The 24,693-nt window shown below is 68.7% G+C and carries 23 protein-coding genes; 18 read left to right on the top strand and 5 right to left on the bottom strand.

What is annotated here, in order from left to right:
- Positions 1-188 precede the first annotated feature (188 nt).
- The 8 genes from rpmE (at position 189) to BM060_RS25080 (ending at position 8,449) form a co-directional block, all read left to right on the top strand.
- Entirely contained in the window at positions 189-404 is a 216-nt protein-coding gene (gene rpmE, locus BM060_RS25115; protein ID WP_009615432.1) for a 50S ribosomal protein L31, read from the top strand.
- A 23-nt stretch (positions 405-427) separates the two neighbouring features.
- The gene (locus BM060_RS25110) at positions 428-1,234 is read left to right on the top strand and encodes a thermonuclease family protein (protein ID WP_074984180.1); all 807 of its coding nucleotides are present in this window, start codon (positions 428-430) and stop codon (positions 1,232-1,234) included.
- Positions 1,231-2,682 carry a M48 family metalloprotease gene (locus BM060_RS25105; protein WP_074984178.1) on the top strand — a complete coding sequence of 484 codons (1,452 nt, stop codon included), beginning with the start codon at positions 1,231-1,233 and terminating at the stop codon, positions 2,680-2,682. Before BM060_RS25110 ends, BM060_RS25105 begins: the two co-directional genes overlap by 4 nt.
- A gap of 104 nt (positions 2,683-2,786) precedes the next feature.
- Positions 2,787-4,055: a malic enzyme-like NAD(P)-binding protein gene (locus BM060_RS25100; protein WP_074984176.1), complete on the top strand. Its 1,269-nt coding sequence runs from the start codon at positions 2,787-2,789 to the stop codon at positions 4,053-4,055.
- A 638-nt stretch (positions 4,056-4,693) separates the two neighbouring features.
- The gene (locus tag BM060_RS25095; RefSeq protein ID WP_074984173.1) at positions 4,694-6,040 is read left to right on the top strand and encodes an NfeD family protein; all 1,347 of its coding nucleotides are present in this window, start codon (positions 4,694-4,696) and stop codon (positions 6,038-6,040) included.
- A complete protein-coding gene (locus BM060_RS25090; RefSeq protein ID WP_116425498.1) occupies positions 6,037-6,804 on the top strand; it encodes a slipin family protein in 768 nt (255 codons plus the stop codon). Before BM060_RS25095 ends, BM060_RS25090 begins: the two co-directional genes overlap by 4 nt.
- A gap of 93 nt (positions 6,805-6,897) precedes the next feature.
- A complete protein-coding gene (locus BM060_RS25085; RefSeq protein ID WP_074984169.1) occupies positions 6,898-7,671 on the top strand; it encodes a phosphatase PAP2 family protein in 774 nt (257 codons plus the stop codon).
- Positions 7,672-7,720: 49 nt separating this feature from the next.
- Positions 7,721-8,449, top strand: a complete 729-nt coding sequence (locus tag BM060_RS25080; protein ID WP_074984166.1) for a substrate-binding periplasmic protein — start codon at positions 7,721-7,723, stop codon at positions 8,447-8,449.
- A gap of 7 nt (positions 8,450-8,456) precedes the next feature.
- On the opposite strand, the gene yccS is transcribed toward BM060_RS25080, so the two are convergent.
- On the bottom strand, positions 8,457-10,652 hold the full coding sequence (gene yccS / locus BM060_RS25075; protein ID WP_074984164.1) for a YccS family putative transporter: 2,196 nt from the start codon (positions 10,650-10,652) through the stop codon (positions 8,457-8,459).
- 382 nt (positions 10,653-11,034) lie between these two features.
- A complete protein-coding gene (dbpA, locus tag BM060_RS25070; protein WP_074984162.1) occupies positions 11,035-12,411 on the bottom strand; it encodes an ATP-dependent RNA helicase DbpA in 1,377 nt (458 codons plus the stop codon).
- A 335-nt stretch (positions 12,412-12,746) separates the two neighbouring features.
- On the opposite strand from dbpA, the gene BM060_RS25065 reads away from it, so the two are divergent.
- Together BM060_RS25065 and rloA3 are read left to right on the top strand one after the other, a co-directional pair.
- Positions 12,747-12,959, top strand: coding sequence for a cold-shock protein (locus BM060_RS25065; protein WP_009615451.1), 213 nt, complete (start codon positions 12,747-12,749; stop codon positions 12,957-12,959).
- A 110-nt stretch (positions 12,960-13,069) separates the two neighbouring features.
- Positions 13,070-13,564 (top strand): retropepsin-like aspartic peptidase RloA3, encoded by a 495-nt coding sequence (rloA3, locus tag BM060_RS25060; protein WP_061560539.1) that lies wholly within the window; start codon positions 13,070-13,072, stop codon positions 13,562-13,564.
- A gap of 1 nt (position 13,565) precedes the next feature.
- Here rloA3 and mdtD read toward each other — a convergent pair whose 3' ends face one another.
- Entirely contained in the window at positions 13,566-14,999 is a 1,434-nt protein-coding gene (gene mdtD / locus BM060_RS25055) for a multidrug transporter subunit MdtD (RefSeq protein WP_074984159.1), read from the bottom strand.
- Between the two features lie 263 nt (positions 15,000-15,262).
- Here mdtD and BM060_RS25050 point away from each other — a divergent pair, with 263 nt between their 5' ends.
- The gene (locus tag BM060_RS25050; RefSeq protein ID WP_074984156.1) at positions 15,263-15,808 is read left to right on the top strand and encodes a DUF2780 domain-containing protein; all 546 of its coding nucleotides are present in this window, start codon (positions 15,263-15,265) and stop codon (positions 15,806-15,808) included.
- 380 nt (positions 15,809-16,188) lie between these two features.
- Complete coding sequence (locus BM060_RS25045; RefSeq protein WP_074984153.1) at positions 16,189-16,731, top strand: DUF2780 domain-containing protein; 543 nt, start codon at positions 16,189-16,191, stop codon at positions 16,729-16,731.
- Between the two features lies 1 nt (position 16,732).
- Here BM060_RS25045 and yihG read toward each other — a convergent pair whose 3' ends face one another.
- Positions 16,733-17,620 carry a 1-acylglycerol-3-phosphate O-acyltransferase, YihG family gene (yihG, locus tag BM060_RS25040; RefSeq protein ID WP_074984150.1) on the bottom strand — a complete coding sequence of 296 codons (888 nt, stop codon included), beginning with the start codon at positions 17,618-17,620 and terminating at the stop codon, positions 16,733-16,735.
- 130 nt (positions 17,621-17,750) lie between these two features.
- Between yihG and BM060_RS25035 the strand changes: the two genes are divergently transcribed.
- The 6 genes from BM060_RS25035 (at position 17,751) to BM060_RS25010 (ending at position 23,765) form a co-directional block, all read left to right on the top strand.
- Positions 17,751-18,995: an HD-GYP domain-containing protein gene (locus BM060_RS25035; protein WP_074984148.1), complete on the top strand. Its 1,245-nt coding sequence runs from the start codon at positions 17,751-17,753 to the stop codon at positions 18,993-18,995.
- A 76-nt stretch (positions 18,996-19,071) separates the two neighbouring features.
- The gene (gene rloA2, locus BM060_RS25030) at positions 19,072-19,611 is read left to right on the top strand and encodes a retropepsin-like aspartic peptidase RloA2 (protein ID WP_074984146.1); all 540 of its coding nucleotides are present in this window, start codon (positions 19,072-19,074) and stop codon (positions 19,609-19,611) included.
- A 55-nt stretch (positions 19,612-19,666) separates the two neighbouring features.
- Positions 19,667-20,350 carry a two-component system response regulator CreB gene (gene creB / locus BM060_RS25025; RefSeq protein ID WP_074984144.1) on the top strand — a complete coding sequence of 228 codons (684 nt, stop codon included), beginning with the start codon at positions 19,667-19,669 and terminating at the stop codon, positions 20,348-20,350.
- Positions 20,350-21,783, top strand: coding sequence for a two-component system sensor histidine kinase CreC (gene creC / locus BM060_RS25020; protein WP_074984141.1), 1,434 nt, complete (start codon positions 20,350-20,352; stop codon positions 21,781-21,783). The genes creB and creC overlap by 1 nt, the downstream gene beginning before the upstream one ends.
- 291 nt (positions 21,784-22,074) lie before the next feature.
- Complete coding sequence (creD, locus tag BM060_RS25015) at positions 22,075-23,451, top strand: cell envelope integrity protein CreD (RefSeq protein ID WP_074984139.1); 1,377 nt, start codon at positions 22,075-22,077, stop codon at positions 23,449-23,451.
- Between the two features lie 11 nt (positions 23,452-23,462).
- Positions 23,463-23,765, top strand: a complete 303-nt coding sequence (locus tag BM060_RS25010) for a hypothetical protein (RefSeq protein ID WP_009615462.1) — start codon at positions 23,463-23,465, stop codon at positions 23,763-23,765.
- Positions 23,766-24,061: 296 nt separating this feature from the next.
- On the opposite strand, the gene BM060_RS25005 is transcribed toward BM060_RS25010, so the two are convergent.
- Positions 24,062-24,685, bottom strand: coding sequence for a glutathione S-transferase (locus BM060_RS25005; protein WP_074984136.1), 624 nt, complete (start codon positions 24,683-24,685; stop codon positions 24,062-24,064).
- Positions 24,686-24,693 lie beyond the last annotated feature (8 nt).

Raw genomic sequence — 24,693 nt, 5'->3', positions numbered from 1 at the left:
CGATCTTAGCACGGGCCGCGGCGACGGTCGGTCGGCGCCCCGACTTGCGCTGGCGGAAGTCTCTGGTATGATCCACGCCCTTAATTTGCGTGCGGTGCCCGGTAAAGATCCCGCCCGCGGTCCTCGAAGGCCGTGGCTCGGCTTCTGCCAGAGACTGGGTGGCGGCACACCAACCAGAGGAAGACATCATGAAACCGGAAATCCATCCCGCGTACGAAGAAATCGAAGCCACCTGCAGCTGCGGCAACGTGATCAAGACCCGTTCGACCCTGTGCAAAGGCATCCACCTGGACGTCTGCTCCGAGTGCCACCCGTTCTACACCGGCAAGCAGAAAGTCGTGGACACCGGCGGCCGTATCGATCGCTTCAACCAGCGTTTCGCCATGTTCGGCGGCAAGAAGTAAGAGCGATTTCCGGAAAAGCCCTGATGGCCTTTCCCGATCTGCTGAAAAAGGCGCCCCTGCGGGGCGCCTTTTTTGTGCTCGCGATTTGCCTGGGCGCACCGGCCCTGGCGGCGTCCTGCCCGGCGCCCAGCGGCGCCGGCACGGTGCGCGTGGCGCGGGTGGTGGATGGCGACACCCTGAAGCTGGCCGATGGCCGCAACGTGCGCCTGATCGGCGTCAACGCCCCGGAACTGGCCCACGGCGGGCGCAGCACCGAGCCCTTCGCCGAGGCCGCGCGGCAACGCCTGCAGGCGCTGGTGGCGGCCAACGACGGCGAATTAGGGTTGCAGCTCGGACGCCAGGCCAAGGACCATTACGGCCGCACCCTGGCGCACCTGTACGACCGCCAGGGGCGCAACATCGAGGCGCAACTGCTGGCCGAGGGCCTGGGCTACCTGGTGGCGGTGGCGCCCAACACCGAGCTGACCGCCTGCCAGCAGGCTGCCGAGCGCGAGGCGCGCAAGGCCGGCCGTGGCCTGTGGAAACGCCCACCGGTGCAGGACGCGCAAAGCCTGCGCCAGAGCGGCTTCGCCATCGTCCGCGGGCGCGTCGCCCAGGTGCAGCGCAACCGCGGTGGCCTGTGGCTGGAGATGGACGGTTCGCTGGTACTGCGGATCGAGCCTAAGCTGTTGAAAGCGTTCGATAAGCGCACGCTGGAGGCGCTGCCCGGGCGCACCCTGGAAGCGCGCGGCTGGGTGATCGACCGCTCCGCGCGCGGCGCCGTGAAACCGGGGCAGGCACGCTGGATGCTGCCCATCACCGACCCGGCCATGCTGGAGCTGCTGCCATGACCAAGACAAGGATGCTGTTGCTCACCTGCCTGTTCGCCCTGAGCGGCGTGCTGGGCGGCTGCGCGGTCAACCCCGCCACCGGCGAGACCGACTTCGTCACCATGAGCGAGCAGGACGAGCTGGCCCTCGGCCGCCAGGCCAGCCAGGAGGCGGCCAAGCAGTACCCGCGCTACGCCGACGAGAAGCTCCAGGCCTACGTGCAGCAGGTGGGCGAGCGCGTCGCCCGGGTCGGCGACCGGCCCACCCTGCAGTACCGCTTCACCGTGGTCGACAGCCCCGACATCAATGCCTTCGCCCTGCCCGGCGGCTACATCTACATCCACCGCGGGCTGATGGCCTACCTCAATTCCGAAGCTGAGCTGGCCGCGGTGCTGGGCCACGAGATCGGCCACGTCACCGCCCGCCACAGCGTGCGCCAGCAGAGCCAGGCCAGCGCCTGGAACGTGCTCGGCGCGGCCGTGGCCATCGGCACCGGGGTCAGCGCCGCCGGCGACCTCACCAACGTCCTCGGCACCGCCGTGGTGCGCGGCTACGGCCGCGACATGGAGCTGCAGGCCGACGGCCTGGGCGCCAAGTACCTGGCCCGCGCCGGCTATGACCCCAAGGCGATGATCCAGGTGGTGCGGGTGCTGAAGAACCAGGAGGACTACGCCCGCCAGGTCGCCCAGGCCAAGGGCGAGGCGGTGCAGCCGGTGGGGTATCACGGCTTGTTCGACACCCACCCGGACAACGACCGGCGCCTGCAGGAGGTGCTGGGCCCGGCCCAGGCCCTGGCCGGCGGCCAGCAGGAGGTCGGCCGCGACCGCTACCTGAAGGCCATCGACGGCATGCCCTTCGGCGATTCCGCCGAGTCCGGCATCCGCCGCGGGCAAAGCTTCTACCACGGCGAGCTGGGCTTCACCCTCAGCTATCCCAGGGGCTGGGGCATGCTCAACCAGCCCACCGCGCTGATCGGCTACCCCGAGGACCAGCAGGCCTACATCGGCATGAAGCTGGTGCCGCGCGACGGCCAGCTGAGCCCGCTGGAATACCTGCGCAAGGGCGCCGGCGGCCGCCTGGCCGACGAGCAGGAACTGAACCAGGCCGGCCTGAAGGGCGCCGCCGCGGTGATCCCCGGTTCGCCCGCGCGGCGCGTGGCGGTGATCTACAAGGACCAGGGCGCCTACCTGTTCGTGGGTGTGGTCAAAGGCCGCGCCTCGCTGGAAAGCCGCGACGCCGAGTTCCTCTCGGTGATCCGCAGTTTCCGCCCGCTGCGCGCCGACGAACGGAAACTGGCCGAGCCGCGGCGCCTGCAACTGGTCCAGGCGAAGGCCGGGCAAAGCCTGGAACAGCTGGCAAAGGGCGGAAACGAGCCGGAATCTGACGCGATTTCTCGTATACGATTGCTCAATGATTTGTATCCAACTGGTCAGCCAAAACCCGGGGAATGGTTGAAAATCGTGCGTTAGCAGCATTGACACCGCAGCCCTGAAGCTATCTTGGCAGGCGCTTTCTTCCCGCGTATGCTCGGTCGCCCGTCTGTCCAACAAGCAATAAAGCGGAAGTGCCAAAAATGTCTGATCTCAAGACCGCTGCCCTCGAATATCACGCGCAACCCCGCCCCGGGAAACTCAGCGTCGAGCTGACCAAGCCGACCGTCACCGCCCGCGACCTGTCGCTGGCCTACAGCCCGGGCGTGGCCGAGCCGGTCCGCGAGATCGCCCGTGACGCCGAACTGGCCTACAAGTACACCGGCAAGGGCAACCTGGTCGCGGTGATCTCCGACGGCACCGCCATCCTCGGCCTGGGCAACCTCGGCCCGCTGGCCTCCAAGCCGGTCATGGAAGGCAAGGGCGTGCTGTTCAAGCGCTTCGCCGGCATCGACGTGTTCGACATCGAGGTCGACGCCGAGAGCCCGCAGGCCTTCATCGACACCGTCAAGCGCATCTCCATCACCTTCGGCGGCATCAACCTGGAAGACATCAAGGCGCCGGAGTGCTTCGAGATCGAGCGCGCGCTGATCGAGCAGTGCGACATCCCGGTATTCCACGATGACCAGCACGGCACCGCCATCGTCACCGCCGCCGGCATGCTCAACGCCCTGGAAATCGCCGGCAAGAACCTGGAAAGCGCGAAGATCGTCTGCCTGGGCGCCGGCGCCGCCGCCATCTCCTGCATGAAGCTGCTGGTGAGCATGGGCGCCAAGGTCGAGAACATCTACATGATCGACCGCCAGGGCGTGATCCACGCCGGCCGCACCGACCTGAACCAGTACAAGGCGGTGTTCGCCACCGAGACCGACAAGCGCACCCTGGCCGACGCCCTGGAAGGCGCCGACGTGTTCGTCGGCCTGTCCGGCGCCAACCTGCTCAGCGCCGACGACCTCAAGCGCATGGCGCCGAACCCGATCGTCTTCGCCTGCTCCAACCCGGACCCGGAGATCAAGCCGGAACTGGCCCACGCCACCCGCAACGACGTGATCATGGCCACCGGTCGTTCGGACTACCCGAACCAGGTGAACAACGTGCTCGGCTTCCCCTTCATCTTCCGCGGTGCCCTGGACGTGCGCGCCACCCGCATCAACGAAGAGATGAAGATCGCCGCCGCCCTGGCCCTGCGCAACCTGGCCAAGGAGCCGGTGCCCAAGGACGTGTGCGAGGCCTACGGCGTGTCGTCCCTGGAGTTCGGCCGCGAGTACATCATCCCGAAACCCATGGACAAGCGCCTGATCACCGTGGTCTCCGATGCCGTGGCCAAGGCCGCCATCGAGAGCGGCGTGGCTACCCTGCCGTATCCGAAGCACTATCCGCTGCAGTCGGTGGAAGACGTGTTCAAGGGCTGACCGGGCCGCTCTCTTCGGCTTGAGGCCGAAGGCAAAAGCGCCGTTTCTTCCGTGAGGGGGGAACGGCGTTTTCGTTTGTATGTCGGCGCGGGGCGAATGAATCGCGGACGGAGTCCGCTCCTACATCCGGGCGAGCATGGCTTTCCGTAGGAGCGAGCTTGCTCGCGAACAGACTCCGCTGCGGGGGCTCATTCGCGAGCAAGCTCGCTCCTACGAAGAGCGCCTCGGCGCAGCCTGCGAGACAGGTGCTCCTCCGCATCCCTCACCCCAGCCCTCTCCCAGAGGGAGAGGGGGCTAGTCCGTGCCGAGAGAAGGCTTGGTTTCAGCCGGTAGTCCCTGTGCTAGCCGGCTAACGCCGAAACATCAGCGCACTCCGAACGGTCCCCTCTCCCTTCAGGGCGGGGCGCGCAGCCGAGGGTTAGGGAGAGGGAGCGGAGCCAAGCCAGGGCAGCGGAATCGCCGGGGAGTTCCATTCGCGAGCAAGCTCGCTCCTACGAGAATCCGGCTAGGAGTTCTCCCGCAAAACACCCTGCAACACCCCTCCACGGGCATCCCAGGGCAGAGGACTATGCTGTAGAAAGGCGCCGCCCCTTCATTCGCCTGCGGCGCCGCTTCGGTCCTGGCCGGGGAGGCGTGCCATGCTCACGCTGATTCGCCGCTGCGCTTTGCTCCTGCTGCTGTTCGCGGCCGGGGCGCTGGCGGCCTCGCCGGCGGTGGTGCTGACGGTGGACGGGGCCATCGGCCCGGCGACTTCCGACTACGTGGTGCGCGGCCTGCAGCGTGCCGTGGACGAGGGCGCGCCTCTGGTGGTGCTGCGCATGGACACCCCCGGCGGGCTGGACAGCGCCATGCGCGACATCGTCAAGGCGATCCTCACCAGCCCCATCCCCGTGGTCGGCTATGTCGCTCCCGGCGGCGCGCGGGCGGCCAGCGCCGGCACCTACATCCTCTATGCCTGCCACCTTGCCGCCATGGCCCCGGGCACCAACCTTGGCGCCGCCACCCCGGTGCAGATCGGCGCGCCCGGCGCCCCGGAAAAGCCGCAGGGCAAGGACGGCAAGCCAGCCGTCAGCGAGGAGGACACCCTCAAGCGCAAGCAGGTCAACGACGCGGCGGCCTACATCCGCGGCCTGGCGCAGCTGCGCGGGCGCAACGCCGAGTGGGCCGAGCGCGCGGTGCGCGAGGCGGTCAGCCTGTCCGCCGAAGAAGCCGTGAAGCAGAAGGTCGTCGACCTGCAGGCCGGCAACCTCGACCAGTTGCTGCGCGCCATCGATGGGCGCAAGGTGCAGGTGGCTGGACAGGCGCTGAGCATCCACAGCGCCGGCCTCGCCTGGGTCGAGCGCCAGCCCGACTGGCGCACCCGCCTGCTGGCGGTGATCACCGACCCCAGCGTGGCGCTGCTGTTGCTGATGATCGGCGTGTACGGGCTGATCTTCGAATTCGCCAACCCTGGCCTTGCGCTGCCCGGCGTGCTCGGCGGCATCTGCCTGCTGCTCGGGCTCTACGCCATGCAGCTGCTGCCGGTGAACTATGCGGGGGTGGCGTTGATCGTCCTCGGCCTGGCCTTCATGGCCGCCGAGGCCTTCGTGCCCAGCTACGGCAGCCTGGGCATCGGCGGCATCGCCGCCTTCGTGATCGGCGGGCTGATCCTGCTGGACACCGACGCGCCGGGCTTCGGCATTCCCCTGGGGCTGATCGTCGGCGTGGCCACGGTCAGCGCGCTGTTCATCGCCGGGGTGCTGGGCGTGGCCATGAAGAGCCGGCAGCGCCAGGTGGTCAGCGGCGCGGCCGGCCTGGTGGGCAGCCTGGCGACCGTGGACGCGGTGGCCGACGGGGATGCCCACGCCGGCTGGGTACAACTGCAGGGCGAACAGTGGCAGGTCCGCTGCGCCCGGACCCTGCGCGCCGGCCAGCGGGTCAAGGTGCTGGCGCGCGACGGCCTGCGCCTGGAGGTGGCGGCCGACGACGAATCGGGAGGTGACTGATGGGTATTCCCTTCGGACTGCTGGTGGCGCTGGTCCTGCTGCTGATGCTGGTGGTCAGCGCCCTGCGCATCCTGCGCGAATACGAACGCGGGGTGGTGTTCCAGCTCGGCCGCTTCTGGAAGGTCAAGGGCCCCGGCCTCGTGCTGGTGATCCCGGTAGTGCAGCAGATGGTCCGCGTCGACCTGCGCACCGTGGTGCTCGACGTGCCGCCGCAGGACGTGATCTCCCGCGACAACGTCTCGGTGAAGGTCAACGCGGTGGTGTACTTCCGCGTGCTCGACCCGCAGAAGGCCATCATCCAGGTGGAGAACTTCCTCGCCGCCACCAGCCAGCTGGCCCAGACCACGCTGCGCGCGGTGCTCGGCAAGCACGAGCTGGACGAGATGCTGGCCGAGCGCGAGCGCCTGAACCTGGACATCCAGAAGGTGCTGGACGCGCAGACCGACGCCTGGGGCATCAAGGTGGCCAACGTCGAGATCAAGCACGTCGACCTCAACGAGTCCATGGTCCGCGCCATCGCCCGCCAGGCCGAGGCCGAGCGCGAGCGGCGGGCCAAGGTGATCCATGCCGAGGGCGAGCTGCAGGCCTCGGAGAAGCTGATGCAGGCCGCGCAGATGCTCTCCCGCGAGCCTGGCGCCATGCAGCTGCGCTACATGCAGACGCTGGGCAGCATCGCCGGCGACAAGAACTCCACCATCGTCTTCCCCATGCCCATCGACCTGCTCAAGGGGCTGCTCGAAACAAATGGACAGACTAAGAAGTGACTGACGGCAGGTCGGATGGGACTGAGGCGTCTACCCTGTAGGTTTTCTGAAAATTCCTTACCGTCCCCTTGCGGACGGACTACGGGGGAAACCATGAGCTACCGCACCCTGGCGGCCCTGACCCTATTGTCATCCGCCCTTTTCGCCGGCTGCGCCGGCTCCCCGCAGATGAGCTGGTCGCGCGTCGGCGACTCCGCCCAGCGCGCCGTGCTCGACCCCGGCACCTGGGCGCCGGTGGCCGGCGCGGCGGTGATCGCCGCCGGCAACTGGGACCACAAGTGGCAGAAGTCCGCGGCCAACCACGAATGGCTGTTCGGCGGCGACGCCAACTCCGCCGCCGACCACATGCTCAACGCCAGCACCGCGCTGAGCGTGGTCACCGGCCTGGTGGCTGCGCCCAGGGGCAGCGAGGGCGAGGAGAAGTGGGCCTGGCGTGGGCGCAACCTGGCGCTGCTGGCCACCGACCGCTACGCGGTGACCGGCCTGGTGGAGGAGTGGAAGGAGGTGTCCGGGCGCGACCGCCCCGACGGCATTCCCGACGACTCCTTCCCCTCCAAGCACACGGCCGTGACCGCCGTGCACAACAGCTTCACCCGGCGCAACCTGGACTACATCGACATGGACCCGACCCTGCGCTTCACCACCAAGGCCGGGCTCTACACGGTGGACGGGCTGACCGCGCTGGCGCGGGTGGAAGGCTCCAAGCACTACCCAACCGATACCTTGGTGGGCATGGCGGTGGGCAACCTCGCTGCCAACTTCACCTACAATCTGTTCCTTGAGGGATCGCCAGACAGCGCCTATTCCTTCGGTGTTCTGCCCGAAGCCGGTGGGGGAATGAGCCTGCGCGCGGCGATGCTTTTCTGAGTCCGCCCGCTTGCCGGTAGCGGGGCGCGGGCCTCAAGCAAGGAGAGCCATGCTGCTGCGTGCCCTGCTGATCGCCCTGGTCCTGCCGTTCTGCGCCCAGGCCGAGGAGCCGCTGAACCTGGTCGCCGACCGCTGGCCGCCCTACGCCGACGCGCAGATGCCCGGCCGCGGCCTGGCGGTGCATTTCGTCAGCACCGCGCTGACCCGCGCCGGCTACGCCATCCACTACGCCCAGGTGCCCTGGCCGCGCGCCCTGCACGGGGTGCGCAACGGCGAGTACGACGTGCTGGTGGATTCCTGGTACAGCGCCGAGCGCGAGACCTTCGGGCAGTACTCCGAGCCCTACCTGGTGAACCGCCTGCGCTTCCTCAAGCGCAAGGGCTCGCCCATCGTCTTCGAGCGCCTGGCCGACCTCTACCCCTTCCGCATCGCTGTAGTCCGCGGCTACAGCTACACCCCCGAGTTCAACGAGGACAACCGGCTGCACAAGGTGCCGGTGCTGTCCTTCCCCAATGCCGCGATGATGGTGGTCGCCGGCCGCGTCGAGCTGACCCTGGAGGACGAGTGGACGGCCCGCTACATCCTCGAACACGACCTGAAGGACGAGCGCCACAAGCTGGAGTTCCTGCCCCAGCCGCTGGCGGAGAACCCGCTGTACATCCTGGTCAGCCGCGCCAACCCGCGCCACGCGCAGATAATCGAAGACTTCAACCGCGAGCTGCGGCTGATGCGCGAGGACGGTAGCTACGACGCCTTCATGGACCTGCGCGGGCCCTGAGCCGGGTTCAGGCGGCGGCTTCCTGCTCGGCGCCGATTTCCTTCTTCAGCAGGTGCGCGGCCAGGCTGCGCAGCGGCACCAGCTCGCGGCAGATCAGCGCCAGTTGCGTCTGCACCAGGCGCTGCGGGTCCTCCAGCTCCTCCGGCACCTGTTCCAGGCGCTTGGCCAGGTCTTCCTCGGCATCGCTGTGGATGGCCACCGGCTTGCGCTGGGCGAGGCTGGCGGCGATGTCGTCGAGGCTGGCGGTGAGCTGTGCGGCGGCTTCGTCGATCAGCGCGTTGGCCGGCGACTCCGGCAGGCGGTCGCGGTGCGCGCCCAGGGCCGAGAGGTAGCTGAGCAGGGTGTGCGAGAGCACCAGGAAGCGGAAGCCCAGCTCGGCGTCCTTGCGGAAGTGGCCGGGCTCCAGAAGCATGTTCGACAGCGTGGTGGAGAGCGTCGCGTCGGCGTTGTGGGCGTTGCGCCGGGCGGTGCGGTAGATGAGGTCGTCGCGCTTGCCGCTGGCGTACTGCTGCATGATCTCGCGCAGGTAGCGGGCGTTGCAGGCCAGGGTGCTGCCGACCAGGCTGTGCAGGCGCCGGCCCTGCCAGTCGGGGAGGATGAGGAACACCGCCAGGCCGGCGATGAAGGCGCCGAGCAGGGTGTCGAACAGGCGCGGCAGGATCAGCCCGTAGCCGTTGCCCACCTGGTTGAAGCACAGCAGCACCAGCAGGGTGATGGCCGCGGTGGCCAGGGTGTAGCGGGTGCTGCGGGTGGCGAAGAAGGCCACCCCGGCGACCACCGCCAGCAGCGATTGCACCAGCGGGTTGGGGAACAGGTCGATCAGCGCCCAACCGGCCACCAGACCGACGAGGGTGCCGAGGATGCGTTGCACCAGGCGGATGCGCGTGGCGCCGTAGTTGGGCTGGCAGACGAACACCGTGGTCAGCAGGATCCAGTAGCCCTGGGTCGGGTGGATCAGGTGCAGCACGCCGTAGCCGGCGGTCAGCGTCAGGCCCAGGCGCAGGGCGTGGCGGAACAGCAGCGAGGTGGGCGTGAGCTGCTGGCGGATGCGCTCGAAGGCATCGCGCAGCGAGCGCGGCGAGCGGTCCAGCAGGGTGCTGTCCTGCTCCTCGGCGAGGGCGTCGGGGTTGCTCGCGCCGCTGAGCTTCTGGTCGAGGGTGGCGAGGTTGCCGGCCAGGGCGCCGAGGGAGCGCAGCAGCGCGCGCCAGGCCGGGTTGCCCTGCTGGCGCAGGTATTCCAGCGAGGCCTGCAGGTCGGCGAGGGCCTGCTCGCTGTCGTTGTAGTCGAAGCGCTGGCGCAGGCGGATGGCCCGCGACAACGCCCGGCAGGCCTTGCCCTGCTGGTTGAGCAGGCGCTGGCAGCGGAACAGCACGTCGCTGTGGAAGAAGGCCTCGGCCAGGCGGTTGTAGGGGTAGTGCGAGGAGCTGGCGCGCTCGTGGACGTCCTGGGCGATGAAGTACAGCTTCAGGTAGCGCCTCAGCTTGGGCCCCGGGCGGCCATGGCTGAGGCGGCTGAGGATGGTTTCCTTGGCCTGGTTGAGCGTCACCACCAGCTTGCCGTTCTGCCGCGCCAGGGCCAGACGCCGGCCCTCGACGTCGAGCTGGCGCAGCGGCTCGAACAGCGTCGACTTGATCTTCAGGTACTCGCCCAGCTCGAAGTAGGCGCGGGCCAGCACCTGCTGCACCGGCTGGTTGGCGAAGAGCGCGTTCCACAACACCGAGAGCGCGCCATACCAGGCCGCGCCGGCCACCAGCAGCAGCGGTTCCTGCCACAGGTTGCCGGGCGCGCCGCCGCGCTGGTCGACGCCGATCATGGTGTAGATGGACAGGATCAGCGTGGCCGAGGCGATGGCCGCATAGCGCTCGCCCAGCGCGCCCAGCAGCGTCATGCCGAAGGCCGACAGGGCCAGGCCGGCGACGAACAGCCAGGGGTAGGGGAACAGCAGCTCCACCGCCAGCGCGGCGATGAGGAAGCACACCAGCGTCACCAGCAGCGCCTTCAGGCGGCCCAGCCAGTGGTCGTCGGTCTCGGCCAGGGCGCTGGCGATGATGCCGAGGAACAGCGGGATCACCAGCTCGGTGCGGCCCAGCAGCAGGCACGCGGCCATGGCCCCGGCCAGGGCGATGAACACCCGCAGGCTGTAGGCGAACTTGTCCAGCGCCCACAGGCGCCGCAGGGTCTCGAACAAGGGGGAGGAAAGCATGCGCGTCGGGGACTTCCGAGGTGTCTCTGCGCTGAGACTAGCGGATCGCCTGGCGCACGGCTATTGGTTGCGGGGGGAAGGTTTTCGTAGGAGCGAGCTTGCTCGCGAAAGGTTCTTGCCCTGAAGAGCGCCCTCTCCCTAACCCTCGGCTGCGCGCCCCGCCCTGAAGGGAGAGGGGACCGTTGGGCAGAGTTGGGTGTTCTGGAGTTAGCCGGTAAGCACGGTGATGTTCGGCTGAAACCATTCCTCCTCTCGGCACGGACAAGCCCCCTCTCCCTTCAGGGAGAGGGTTGGGGAGAGGGGACGGCGGTGACCTCATGCACTGTTATGACCAGGAAACTCCGTTCGCGAGCAAGCTCGCTCCTACGAAGAGCCCCGCGCGTCAGAGGATGCGCACCTTGAACGAACGCCCCTTGATCCTGCCTTCCTGCAGGCGCCTGAGCGCCGCCTTGGCCTGGTCGCGCTGCACCGCCACGTAGGCCTGGAAGTCGAAGATGGCGATCTTGCCCACCGCACTGCCGGGCAGGCCGGCGTCGCCGGTGAGGGCGCCGAGGATGTCGCCGGGGCGCAGCTTGTCCTTGCGCCCGCCGGCGATGTTCAGGGTGGTCATCGGCGGCAGCAGCGGCGCCGGGTTGGCGCGCAGGAAGTCGATGCGCTCCCAGTTCAGCGGCTTGCCCTGCAGGTCCTCGATGGCCTGGGCGCGGGAGGCTTCGGCCGGGGCCACCAGGGACAGCGCCAGGCCCTTCTCGCCGGCGCGGCCGCTGCGGCCGATGCGGTGCACGTGGACCTGGGCGTCGCGGCTCAGCTCGACGTTGATCACCGCCTCCAGGCCCTCGATGTCCAGGCCGCGGGCGGCCACGTCGGTGGCCACCAGCACGCTGCAGCTGCGGTTGGCGAACATCGCCAGCACCTGGTCGCGCTCGCGCTGCTCCAGGTCGCCGTGCAGGGCCAGGGCGGAAATCTTCTGCGCGTCCAGCGCCTGGGCCAGCTCCACGCACTGCTGGCGGGTGTGGCAGAAGGCTACGGCGGACTGCGGGCGGAAGTGCTGCAACAGGCGCACCACGGCGTCCATGCGCTGGCGCGGCTCGATTTCGTAGAAGTGCTGTTCGATCTGGCTGTCGTCGTGCAGCGCCTCCACTTCCACGCGCTCGGGCTGGCGCAGGAACTTCGCCGCCAGCTGCTCGATGCCGGCCGGGTAGGTGGCCGAGAACAGCAGGCTCTGCCGGCGCGCCGGGAGCTGGCCGATGATGTCGGCGATGCTGTCGTAGAAGCCCATGTCGAGCATGCGGTCGGCCTCGTCCAGCACCAGGGTGTTCAGCCCGTCGAGCACCAGGGAGCCGCGGCGCAGGTGCTCCTGTACCCGCCCCGGGGTGCCGACCACCACGTGGGCGCCGTGCTCCAGCGAGCCGATCTGCGGGCCGAAGGGCACGCCGCCGCAGAGGGTGAGCACCTTGATGTTGTCGGCGGCGCGGGCTAGGCGGCGGATCTCCTTGGCCACCTGGTCGGCCAGCTCGCGGGTCGGGCACAGCACCAGCGCCTGGCAGCCGAAGTAGCGCGGGTTCAGCGGGCTGAGCAGGCCGATGCCGAAGGCCGCGGTCTTGCCGCTGCCGGTCTTGGCCTGGGCGATCAGGTCGCGGCCCTTGAGGATGACCGGCAGGCTGGCGGCCTGGATTGGCGTCATCTCTTTGTAACCGAGGGCTTCGAGGTTGGCGAGCAGGTCGGCGGAGAGGGGCAGGCTGGAGAAGGCGGTGGAGGTCACGAAGAAAAAACCCGACAGGCGTGTGGGCGCGCAGTGTAGCAGCACAGGCCCCGCCGGGCCCTGGAAAAACCGGTAAAACCCGCGAATCCACTGGCTTTGCCCGCCACCCGTCTGAAACGGACGGACGGTCGAATAGTGTATTTTTATACAGATTCGCTTTCCGCAGGTTTTTGTCGTAGAGTGCCTGCACTGTGTTTGCATGGGTCGCCGTCGATCGTGACCTGATGCGGTCGGTTATTCCACCCCGTCCTGCTCGACTCCTTGTAACTCCTTGCAACTCAGTTCCTGCCACTCTTTTGTGGCTATTTCTACATCTACGTTCCAAGGAGAACACCATGTCGAATCGTCAGAACGGCACCGTCAAATGGTTCAACGAGACCAAAGGCTACGGCTTCATCACCCCTGAGAGCGGCCCGGACGTCTTCGTTCACTTCCGCGCCATCGAAGGCCACGGCTTCAAGACTCTGGCCGAAGGCCAGAAGGTCAGCTTCGAAGTCGTGCAAGGCCAGAAAGGCATGCAAGCCGAGCGCGTTCAGGTAATCAACTAAGATTCCCTGGCGTCGCCGAAAACCCCGGATGGAAACATCCGGGGTTTTTTGTTGCCTGATTGGCGTAGGCCATCTGTACTGCCATTGCCCCCGACTCCGGAGCCCGATCCATGAAACCGCGCCTCGCCGGCCTGTTGCTGGCCTTCATCTGCCCCACGCTGTTCGCCGCGCAGCCGGCCACCTGGGGTTGGGTCGAGCAGGCCAGGCTGATGCCGGAGAACGCGTTGCTCAAGGTGCGCCTGGACACCGGCGTGCAGACCTCGGTGATGGACGCGCGCAACCTGGTGAAGATCCGCAAGAACGAGCAGCGCTGGGTGCAGTACGACATCCTGGTCAAGGATGCGGCGACCGGCCAGGTGCAGCGCCTGCCCTTCGAGCGGCCCGTCGAGCGCACCCTCAAGGTCCGCGGCGCCAACGGCATCGAGCATCGCCCGGTGGTGAGCATGGACCTGTGCCTGGGCGACAAGGTCTACCGCGAGCAGTTCGCCCTGGCCGACCGCGAGGGCAGCGACTACCCGGTGCTGCTGGGCCGCCGCAGCCTGGAGCACCTGGGCGCCGTGGACGTGTCGAAGACGCTGACCACGCCGCCCACCTGCAAGCCCTGACTCAGTGCCCGTCGTCGGGCTCCAGGCGCCGTGGCGCCTGGGCCGAGCGGCCGTCGTCGCGGGCCAGCTGGAAGAAGATCGCCGCCGCCGCCATCGACATCAGCCCGACGCTCAGGTAGGTGGCGTGGAAGGCGCCCAGCACGTCGCCGGCGTTGACCTCCACGTCGCTCTTGAAGCCGCCCAGCAGCGCCGCCGCGCAGGCCACGCCGAGGCCGATGGACAGCTGCATCACCACCGACAGCAGGCTGTTGCCGGCGCTGGCGTTGTCGTCGCGCAGGTCGATCAGCGTCAGGGTATTCATCGCCGTGAACTGCAGCGAGTTGACCCCGCCCAGCAGGCCCAGGTGGATCAGCAGCCAGAGGTAGGGCGTGTCCTGGTCGATCAGCCCCAGGCCGGCGATCAGCGAGCCCAGCAGCAGGGTGTTGCCCACCAGCAGGCGGCGGTAGCCGAACAGGTCGAGGATGCCCTTGGCCAGCGGCTTGACCACCATGGCCATGGCCGCCAGCGGGATCATGGTCATGCCCGCCTTGGCCGGCGCGAAGCCCAGGCCCACCTGCAGCAGCAGCGGCGTGAGGAAGGGCAGGGCGCCGCTGCCCAGGCGGGCGAACAGGTTGCCCAGCACGCCGACGGCGAAGGTGCGCGTCTTGAACAGGCTGGGCGGGAACAGCGGCGCCTCGACGTTGAGGGCGCGCAGCCAGTAGGCGGCCAGCAGTACCAGGCCGCCGATCAGCAGCATCACCACCCGTACGTGGGGCATGTGCAGTTCGCCCAGGCCTTCCAGGGCAATGGTGATCAGCACCATGGCGCCGCCGAAGAGCAGGAAGCCGGGGCCGTCGAAGCGGCTGATCGCGGCGCCGCGCAGGTCGGGCATGAGGCGGATGGCGAAGACGATGCCGAGCAGGCCCACCGGGATGTTGATGAGGAAGATCCAGTGCCAGCTGGCGTATTCCACCAGCCAGCCGCCGAGGGTCGGGCCGGTCAGCGGGCCGAGCAGGCCCGGGATGGTGACGAAGCTGAGCACCCGCACCAGGTCGCTGCGCGGGTACACGCGCAGGATCACCAGGCGCCCCACCGGCATCATCAGCGCGCCGCCCAGGCCCTGCACCACGCGGGTGATGACCAGCACCCCGAGGCTCGGCGAGAGCGCGCAGAACAGCGAGCCGAGGCTGAACAGGAAGATCGCGAAGATGAATACCCGGCGCGTGCCGAAGCGGTCGGCGATCCAGCCGGAGGCGGGGATCAGCAGCGCCACCGTGAGCAGGTACGAGATGACCACCGCCTGCATGCGCAGCGGGTCCTCGTTCAGCGAACGGGCCATGCTCGGCAGCGCGGTGTTGAGGATGGTGCCGTCCAGCGCCTGCATGAAGAAGGCGACGGCCACCAGCCAGGGAAGGATACGGGCGATGCGCGGGGTGAGGATGAAGGGCTCGCTCATGATGGGTCCTTGTTCGGCTCCCGCAAGCATAGGCGGGGAGGGCGGTGCTGCGCGAGGGGCGCGCCAGAGCCGTTGCGCTGGCGCGGCGGTGCGCCTGTGCTGGACCTGAAGGGGCTTTCGAGGGGATCGGCAGGCATTCGCCGCGGCCCGGGCGCAGGCGCTGCAAGTTCGCGCCGAGGTGGCGGAACAATGGCACCCGCCGCCAGTCCAATCTGCGTCCCGCGCACCTTCGGCGCCGGACGCCACTGCATCAGGAGATGTCGATGACCGTCAGATTCCGTGTCACCTGCGCCGCCGCGGCGCTGCTCGCCGCCAGTTCCGCCTTCGCCTTCAACCTGGGGGACGCCGCCAAGGCAGTGTCCGGCGTGGCCGAGGGCGGCAACCCGGCCCAGGTGGCCTCCACCCCGCAGACCAGCGGCCTGCTCGGCGCCCTCACCGGGCAGCTGGGCGTCAGCGACGAGCAAGCCATCGGCGGCACCGGCGCGCTGCTCGGCCTGGCCAAGAACAAACTCAGCGGCACCGACTACACCCAACTGGTGAAGGCCGTGCCGGGCCTGGACAAGCTCAGCGGCGCCAACGCCCTGGGCGGCCTCGGCGGCAGCCTGGGCAACCTCGGCGGCGCCGGCGCCAAGGGCCTGCTGGGCAACGTCGACAGCATGGGCGATGTGAACAGCGCCTTCAGTACTCTGGGCATGGACCAGGGCATGACCGGCAAGTTCGCCAGCGTGCTGCTGGACTACTTCGGCAAGCAGGGCGTGAGCAGCGACCTGCTGGGCAGCCTGGGTGGCCTGTGGGGCGTGGGCGGCTGACGCCCGACTACAGTCCACCGAGAGGTATGGCGTTCCATTGTAGGAGCGGACCTTGTCCGCGATAGCCGGACATCCCGGCGCGATTCGCGGTACGGGTACCCCTTCACACCATTCCCTTTGTAGGAGCGCGCCCTGCGCGCGAATCGCGGGCAGGGCCCGCTCCTACAGGTGGACGTATTGTAGGAGCGAGCTTGCTCGCGAACAGATTCCGCCGCGGGGCTCATTCGCGAGCAAGAACTAGGCGTCCCCCTCGCTCCTACGAAAGCACTTCGGCGCGTTCTGCAAACAACGTAAGGGCGCTCGGAACGAAGGACGCGGCCGTCAGTCGAATCCGTTGACCGCCCATGCCGAGGCGGGACCTGCCTGTCGCGGAGCCTCCGATGATCGCCCGAGCCCTTCCCCTCCTCGCCGCCTGCGCCTGGCTGGTGGCCTTCCCGGCCGCCGCCGAGACCTTCGAGGAAATCCCCAGCGCCGAGTCCGGTGCCGCGGCGACGGCCGCCAACGGCCTGGTGGAGACCCTCGGCCAGCGCCTGAACATCAGCGACGAACAAGCCATCGGTGGCGCCGGCGCTTTGATCGGCCTGGCCATGAACCGCCTGGACGACAGCCAGGGCACGCAGTTGCAGAAGAGCCTGCCGGGGCTGGACCAGCTGTCCTCGGGCAACCTCGGCGGCGGCATCGGCGCCCTGCTGGGCGGCGCCGGGCAGTTGCTCGGCGGCATCCAGAACCTGCAGGACGTCGACCAGGTGTTCAACGTGCTGGGCATGAGCGAAGGCATGGTCGACCGGTTTGCCAGCGTGATGCTCGATTACCTGGTCAAGCAGGGCCTGAACAGCCAGTTGCTGGGCACCCTCGGCAAGCTCTGGGAGAGCGCCCCGCTGCCTTCCACCCCGGCCACCACGGTGGCAGGCAAGGCGATCTAGCTTAGAACTCGGCGCGCAGCGCGTCGATGCGCGCGTCCTTCTCTTCCCACAGGCGTGACACCCAGGCCTGCACGTACTGGCGGAATTCCGCGTCGTTCTCGTAGTCACCCTGCCACAGCGCGGGGTCGATCCCGTGGGTGCGGATGTCGACGATCACCCGCGGCACTTTGCCGCTGAGCAGGTCCCAGAAGCCCGGCTTGGGCCCCTTGGGGTAGACCACGGTGACGTCGAGCATGGCGTCCAGCTGCTCGCCCAGGGCGGCCAGCACGAAGGCCACGCCGCCGGCCTTGGGCTTGAGCAGGTTCTGGTAGGGCGACTGCTGCTGAGCCTGCTTGGCCGGGGTGAAGCGGGTGCCTTCCAGGTAGTTCACCACCGTCACCGGCATGCCCTTGAACTTCTCGCAAGCGGCCTTGGTGATCTCCAGGTCCTTGCCCTTGAGCTGCGGGTTCTTCTCCAGGAAGGCCTTGGAGTAGCGCTTCATGAAGGGGTAGTCCAGGGCCCAGAAGGCCAGGCCGAGGAAGGGCACCCAGATCAGCTCCTTCTTCAGGAAGAACTTGAAGTAGGGCGTCTTGCGATTGAAGGCCTGGACCAGGGCCGGGATGTCGACCCAGGACTGGTGGTTGCTCACCACCAGGTAGGAGGTGTCGCGGCGCAGCTGGTCGCCGCCGCGGATGTCCCAGACGGTGGGCGTCATCAGGGCGAAGATGGCCTTGTCGATCTCCGCCCAGGTCTCGGCGATCCACATCACCCCGTTGGAGCAGGCGTCCTTCAGCGCCTTGCCCGGCAGCACCAGCTTGAGCAGGGCGATCAGCAGCATCGGGCCGATCAGGATCAGGGTGTTGAGCAGCAACAGGAGGCTGGTGACGATTCCGGTCAGCGTGGCCCACATGGCGGTGCGATTCCTTGTTCCGGTTGGCGCGGCCATGATACGCAGGCGGCGCGGCCAGCCCAAGCCACCCCCTCCCGCGACGTGCGCCGGCGCACTATGCTCTGGGAACCTGCCCCGATGATTGCCTGCCATGCCTGACTCCTTCTATGTGCGCCTGCCGGTCAAGGACGTGACCCTCGGTATGTACGTCCACGAACTGTGCGGCTCCTGGATGGAGCACCCGTTCTGGCGCCGGCGCTTTTTGCTGGAAGACCCCGAGGACCTCAAGCGCCTGCGCGAGAGCGGCGTGCACGAAGTGCTGATCGACCCGGCCAAGGGCCTCGCGCCCCGCCCCGCGCTGACACCCGGCGAGCCCGCCGCACCGCCGCCGGCCTCGCCCGAGGAGGCGCCGGAGAAGCCCTGGCGCGCCATGGAAGACGAACTGCGCGCGGCGCACCGGCTGTGCGTACAGTCCAAGCGCGCGGTCATGGCGATGTTCCAGGACGCGCGCATGGGCAAGGCGGTGAATGGCGAGCACGCCCAGGAACTGGTGGAGGAAATCGCCGCCTCGGTGCAGCGCCATCCCAATGCGCTGATCAGCCTGGTGCGGCTGAAGAACGCCGACGAATACACCTACCTGCACTCGGTGGCGGTGTGCGCGCTGATGATCGCCCTGGCGCGCCAGCTCGGCCTGGACGAGGCGCTGGTGCGCGAGGCGGGCGCGGCCGGGCTGCTGCACGACATCGGCAAGATGCACGTGCCCATGGAGCTGCTGAACAAGCCGGGGCGCCTGGACGAGCAGGAGTTCGCCCGGGTCCGCGAGCACCCGCAGCGCGGCCTGGACATCCTCATCCAGGGCCGCCAGGTCGGCGCCCTGGTGCTGGACGTGTGCCTGCACCACCACGAGAAGCTCGACGGCAGCGGCTACCCGCACCACCTGGCCGGCGAGCAGATCAGCCTGTTCGCGCGCATGGGCGCGGTCTGCGACATCTACGACGCCATCACCTCCGACCGCCCCTACAAGGCCGGCTGGGACCCCGCCGAGTCGATCCGGCGCATGGGCCAGTGGTGCGGCACGCACCTGGACGAGCAGGTGTTCCGCGCCTTCGTCAAATGCCTGGGCATCTACCCGGTGGGCTCGCTGGTGCGCCTGGAGAGCGAGCGCCTGGCGGTGGTGCTGGAGCAGCATCCCGAGGCGTTGCTCACCCCGGTGCTCAAGGTGTTCTATTCGATCCGCACGCGCGCGGCGATTCCCCAGCAGGTGCTCGACCTGGCCACGCTCAAGGGCCGCGAGCGCATCGTCGGCCGCGAGTCGCCGGCGCAGTGGGGCTTCCGCAACCTGGAAACGCTGTGGAGCGGCCTGGACCGCCGCCGCGGCTCGCTGTTCGACGCCTGACAGCGGCCGCTGGCGAACCCCGGGCTGGCGTGGTAGTCCTATGCGCCATGCATCCCGAACTGCCCTGGAGATTCCCGTGAAACCCGTTCTCGCCCTGCTTTCGCTGCTCGTCCTGCCCGGCCTGGCTCTCGCCGCCGAGCCCAAGCTCTACGGGCGCTACGAATGGGTCGGCCTGCCCGAGCTGAGCCAGACGCTGCAGGCCAAGATGGACACCGGCGCCTACACTTCGTCGCTGTCGGCCAAGGACATCCAGCTGTTCCAGCGCGACGGCGACGAGTGGGTGCGCTTCCGCCTGGCCACCAAGGACGGCGGCGACTCGCAGTACGAGCACAAGCTGGCGCGCATCTCCAAGATCAAGAACCGCGCCGACGGCCGCGAGGAAGACGACGAGGAGGAGAACCCGGTGGCCCTCAGCGAGCGCCCGGTGATCCTGCTGCCGGTGTGCCTGGGCGGCGACCAGCAGGTGATCGAGGTCAACCTGGTCGACCGCAGCCACTTCAACTACCCCTTCCTGATGGGCGCCAAGGGCCTGCGCAAGTTCCACGTGGCGGTGGATGCCAGCGAGCGCTTCGCCGCCGGCAAGCCCAACTGCTCGGGCAGCCGCGAAGCCGATTGACGGGACGCGGGCCTTGCGGCTTGATGGAAGGCCCGCCACACCGCGCACGGAAGCCATGCCGCACATCCTCATCGTCGAAGACGAAGCCGCCATCGCCGACACCTTGCTCTACGCCCTGCAGGCCGAAGGCTTCGCCACCACCTGGCTGAGCCTGGCCGGCGAGGCCCTGCAGCGCCTGCGCGAGGAGGCCTTCGACCTGGTCGTCCTCGACGTCGGCCTGCCCGACATCAGCGGCTTCGAGGCCTGCCGCCAGCTGCGCCGCTTCTCCGAGGTGCCGGTGATCTTCCTCACCGCCCGCGACGCCGAGATCGACCGCGTGGTGGGCCTGGAGATCGGCGCCGACGACTACGTGGTCAAGCCCTTCAGCCCGCGCGAGCTGGCCGCGCGGGTCAAGGCCATCCTCCGTCGCGGGCCGCACCGCGCCAGCGCCGAGGCGGCCCCGGCCGGGCCCTTCCGGGTGGACGAGGAGCGCTGCCTGATCCACTACCGCGGCCAGGCGCTGAACCTCACCCTCCACGAATTCCGCCTGCTCCAGGCGCTGCTGGCGCGCCCGGGCCGGGTGTTCAGCCGCGAGCTGCTGCTGCAGGCCCTGGGCGTGGCGGCCCAGGCCGGCTACGAGCGCAACATCGACAGCCACATCAAGAGCCTGCGCGCCAAGCTGCGCCAGGTGGCCGCGGACGCCGAACCGATCCAGACGCACCGCGGCCTGGGCTACAGCTACGCGGCGGAGAAGGCCTGATGCCGCTGGGCGTGCGGATCTTCCTGGCGTACTTCCTGTTCGTCGGGCTGACCGGCTACTTCGTGCTGAGCACGGTGATGGAGGAGATCCGCCCCGGGGTGCGCCAGTCCACCGAGGAAACCCTGGTGGACACCGCGAACCTGCTGGCCGAGATCCTGCGCGAGGACCTGAAGAACGGCACCCTGGTCCACAGCCAGTTGCCGGAACTGCTCAAGGCCTATGGCGCGCGCAGCCCGCAGGCGGACATCTGGGGCGTGCGCAAGAACGCGGTGAACCACCGCATCTACGTCACCGACGCCCGCGGCATCGTCCTGCTGGATTCGGCGGGCGAGGCGGTGGGCCAGGACTACTCGCGCTGGAACGACGTCTACCTGACCTTGCAGGGCAAGTACGGCGCGCGCTCCAGCCGCGAATCGGCGGACGACCCGGACTCCTCGGTGATGTACGTGGCGGCGCCGATCAAGGATGGCGAGAAGATCATCGGCGTGGTCTCCGTCTCCAAGCCCAACCGCACCCTGCAGCCCTACATCGAGCGTTCGCAACGGCGCCTGGCCTGGCTCGGCGGCGGCCTGATCGTGCTCGGCCTGCTGGTTGGCGGGCTGCTCTCCTGGTGGCTGAGCGGCGCCCTGCGCAAGCTTACCCGCTACGCCCAGGCGGTCAGCGAGGGCCGCCGCGCCGAACTGCCGCGCTACCGCGGCGGCGAGATGGCGCAACTGGCCGAGGCGGTGGAGCGCATGCGCGTACAACTGGAGGGCAAGGCCTACGTCGAGCGCTACGTGCACACCCTGACCCACGAGCTGAAGAGCCCGCTGGCGGCCATTCGTGGCGCCGCCGAACTGTTGGAAGGCGAGATGCCGGCGGAGCAGCGCAGGCGCTTCGTCGACAACATTGCCGGCGAGAGCCAGCGTTTGCAGCAACTGGTGGAGCGCCTGCTGAACCTGGCCCAGGTGGAGCAGCGGCAGGGGCTTGAGGATAGCGAGCCGGTGTCGCTGCGTGAGTTGGTGGCGGAGCTGTTGCAGGCCAACCTGGCGCGGCTGGCAGGTTTGCGGGTGGAGAACGCGGTGCCGGCGGAGGCAGTGGTGACGGGGGAGCGTTTCCTGTTGCGCCAGGCGTTGGGCAACCTGTTGGACAATGCGCTGGATTTCACGCCGGTTGGTGGGGTGATTCGCTTCGGTGCGCTGCGCGAGGATGGGCGCTGGCGGCTGGGGGTGTTCAACGAGGGACCGGTGATTCCGGGCTATGCGCTGGAGCGGCTGACGGAGCGGTTCTACTCCTTGCCGCGGCCGGGGACGGGGCGCAAGAGCACGGGGCTGGGGTTGAACTTCGTTGCCGAGGTGGCGGGGTTGCATGGTGGAAGGTTGGGCGTGGGGAATGTCGAGGGTGGGGTGGAGGCTTGGCTGGAGTTGCCGGGGGCTGACAAGGGAAGAGCCTGAGAGCCCCTCTCCCCAGCCCTCTCCCTGAAGGGAGAGGGGGCTTGTCCGTGCCGAGAGGAGGAATGGTTTCAGCCGGAAACCTTCGGTGTTGCCGGCTAACTCCAAAATACCCAAGCACTCCGAACGGTCCCCTCTCCCTTCAGGGAGAGGGTTAGGGAGAGGGAAAGGCGCCACCCACCACACCAAAGCCAGCCCCCACACAATCCCCACAATCTCCCCATCCCCCCACCACAAATCCCCCACAGTACCGACCCAGACTCTCCACCACCCCAATCCCCCCGGAGAGTCCCCATGAACCGACCCCTGCTCCTCAAGCTCGGCGCCATCGCCGTGCTCATGCTCCTGCTACTGGTCCCCCTGCTGATGATCGACGGCCTGGTCGGTGAGCGGCAGGCCTACCGTGACGGCGTGCTGCAGGACATCGCCCGCAGCTCCGCCTACGCCCAGCGCCTGCGTGGGCCGCTGCTGGTGGTGCCCTACGTGCGCCAGGTGCTGGAGTGGGAGCGCGACGAACGCAGCGGCACCCGCGTGCAGGTGCAGCGGGAGAAGCGCGGGCGCCTGTACTTCCTGCCGGAGACCTTCCTGGTCGATGGCCAGATGACCACCGAGCTGCGCCACCGCGGCATCTACGAGGCGCGCCTGTTCCACCTGGAAAGCCGCGTCAGCGGCAGCTTCGTGGTGCCGGCGCACTACGGCGTGGGCGACGACCTGGCCAGCTACCGCTTCGAGCAGCCGTTCCTGGCGGTGGGCATCAGCGACGTGCGCGGCATCCAGAACGCCCTCAAGCTGAGCCTCGACGGCCGCACCCTGGACTTCGCCCCCGGCAGCCGCTCGCAGCGCCTGGGCGAGGGCGTGCACGCGCCGCTGCCGCTGGAGGCCAGCGCCGCCGAACAGCGCTTCGACTACGCCTTCGAACTGGCCCTGCTGGGCAGCTCGCGGCTGGACATCACCCCGGTGGGCCGCGACAGCCAGGTCAGCCTCAAGGCCGACTGGCCGCACCCCAGCTTCGGCGGCGAGTTCCTGCCGGTGGAGCGCAGCATCGGCGCCGACGGCTTCAGCGCGCGCTGGCGCACCAGCTTCTTCGCCAGCAGCATGGAAGAGGCGCTGCAGAACTGCTTCGCCGGCAAGGGCTGCGACACTTTCGACTCGCGTGGCTTCGGCGTCAGCCTGGTGGACCCGGTGGACCAGTACCTCAAGGCCGACCGCGCACTGAAGTACGCCCTGCTGTTCATCGGCCTGACCTTCGCCGGCTTCTTCCTCTTCGAGGTGCTCAAGGGCCTGGCCCTGCACCCGGTGCAGTACGCCCTGGTCGGCCTGGCCCTGGCGCTGTTCTACCTGCTGCTGCTGTCGCTGGCCGAGCACGTCGGCTTCGAGCGCGCCTACCTGGCTTCCGCCGGCGCCTGCGTGGCGCTGATCGGCTTCTACCTGTGCACGGTGCTGCGCAGCGTGGTGCGTGGCTGTGCCTTCGGCGCCGGACTGGGCGCGCTCTACGCCATGCTCTACGGCCTGTTGCGGGCCGAGGACTATGCGCTGCTGATGGGCTCGCTGCTGCTGTTCGCGGTGCTCGCCGGGGTGATGGCGCTGACCCGCCGGCTGGACTGGTACGGCGTCGGCCGGCGCGCGGACGAGCCGAGCTTCTCCCTGGACGAAGTGAGCCACGAAGGCTGAAGGAGGCCGCCATGCACCTGCTGACGCGTTTCACCCTGTGCCTGGCCGGCGGCCTGCTGCTGAGCGTGATGGCCCTGCCGCTGCTGATGTTCGTCGGCCACTTCGAGCTGATCGCCTGGCTCGCCGCCAGCGGCAAGCCGCTGGCCTGGCTGGCCCTGCACCTGCCGCCGGCGGATTTCTGGGATGGCCTCACCGGCGCCCGGGACGCGGCGAACAACCCCCACGTGCGCTCCTTCCTGGAACTATGCGCGGGCTTCGCCCAGCTCGGCCTGCTGCTGGCGCTGCCGCTGTACTACTGGGGCGCGCGGCGATGAGCGCCTGGCGCGGGTTGCGCGAGGAGCGCCGGGCCGGGCGGCGCTTGGCGCGGCAGATCGCGGTGCTGGTGCTGCGGGCGCGCGGGGAAGGGTTCGCGAGCAAGCTCGCTCCTACAAATGCCCCTTCCCGCCTGTCATCCAGTCACGGAATGGGGCGCCGCTCTTCGTAGGAGCGAGCTTGCTCGCGAACGGCGGCATGCGCATCGGGCGCCGACGTTTGGCCATGGCGCTCGGGGCGACGGCGTATAACCGCGAACGGTTATACGCCCTACGGTTAACGCGCCAGCGCCGGGCTGTCAGGCCGGCTGCGTGGCTTGCAGGGACGGGCGCTGGGCGGCCTCGGCGTACCAGGCCGCGAGCTTCGGGTACTGTTCGCGCCAGGCCCAGTCCGGGCGGCGGAAGTCGAGGTAGCCCAGGGCGCAGGCCAGGCCGATGGCGGCGATGTCGAAGCGCTCGTTCAGCGCTGAGAAGGCCTCGCCCTCGAAGTGCGCGAGTGCGCGTTCGATCTTCTGCTGCTGACCTTGCAGCCAGCCGTCCCAGCGCTTCTCCTCGGGGCGCACGAAGGTTTCGTAGCGGCTGATCACGGCGGCGTCCATGATGGCGTCGGCCAGCGCGGCGAGGGTCAGGCGCTGCCAGCGCTGCGGGCCTTCGCGGGGGATCAGCGGTGCGCCGGCGTGCTGCTGGTCGAGGTACTCGACTATCACCCGGCTGTCGTACAGGGCCTGGCCGTCGGCCAGGCGCAGGCAGGGGATCTTGCCCGCCGGGTTGCAGGCGTTGACGCCGCTGTCCGGGCTCACCGGGCTGAGGTTGGCCGCCTGCAGGCGCACCTTGTCGAGCTGGCCGGTCTCGTGCAGCAGCACCATGACCTTGCGCACGAAGGGCGAGGCGGGGGCGTGGAACAGGGTGAGGGTGGGGCTCATGGTATCTC

Origin of the sequence: Pseudomonas citronellolis (assembly GCF_900112375.1) — a bacterium.
GTDB classification, from domain to species: Bacteria; Pseudomonadota; Gammaproteobacteria; order Pseudomonadales; family Pseudomonadaceae; genus Pseudomonas; species Pseudomonas citronellolis.
The sequence above is the reverse complement of the archived record's forward strand: the minus strand, read 5'-3'. Positions and strand labels throughout refer to the sequence as shown.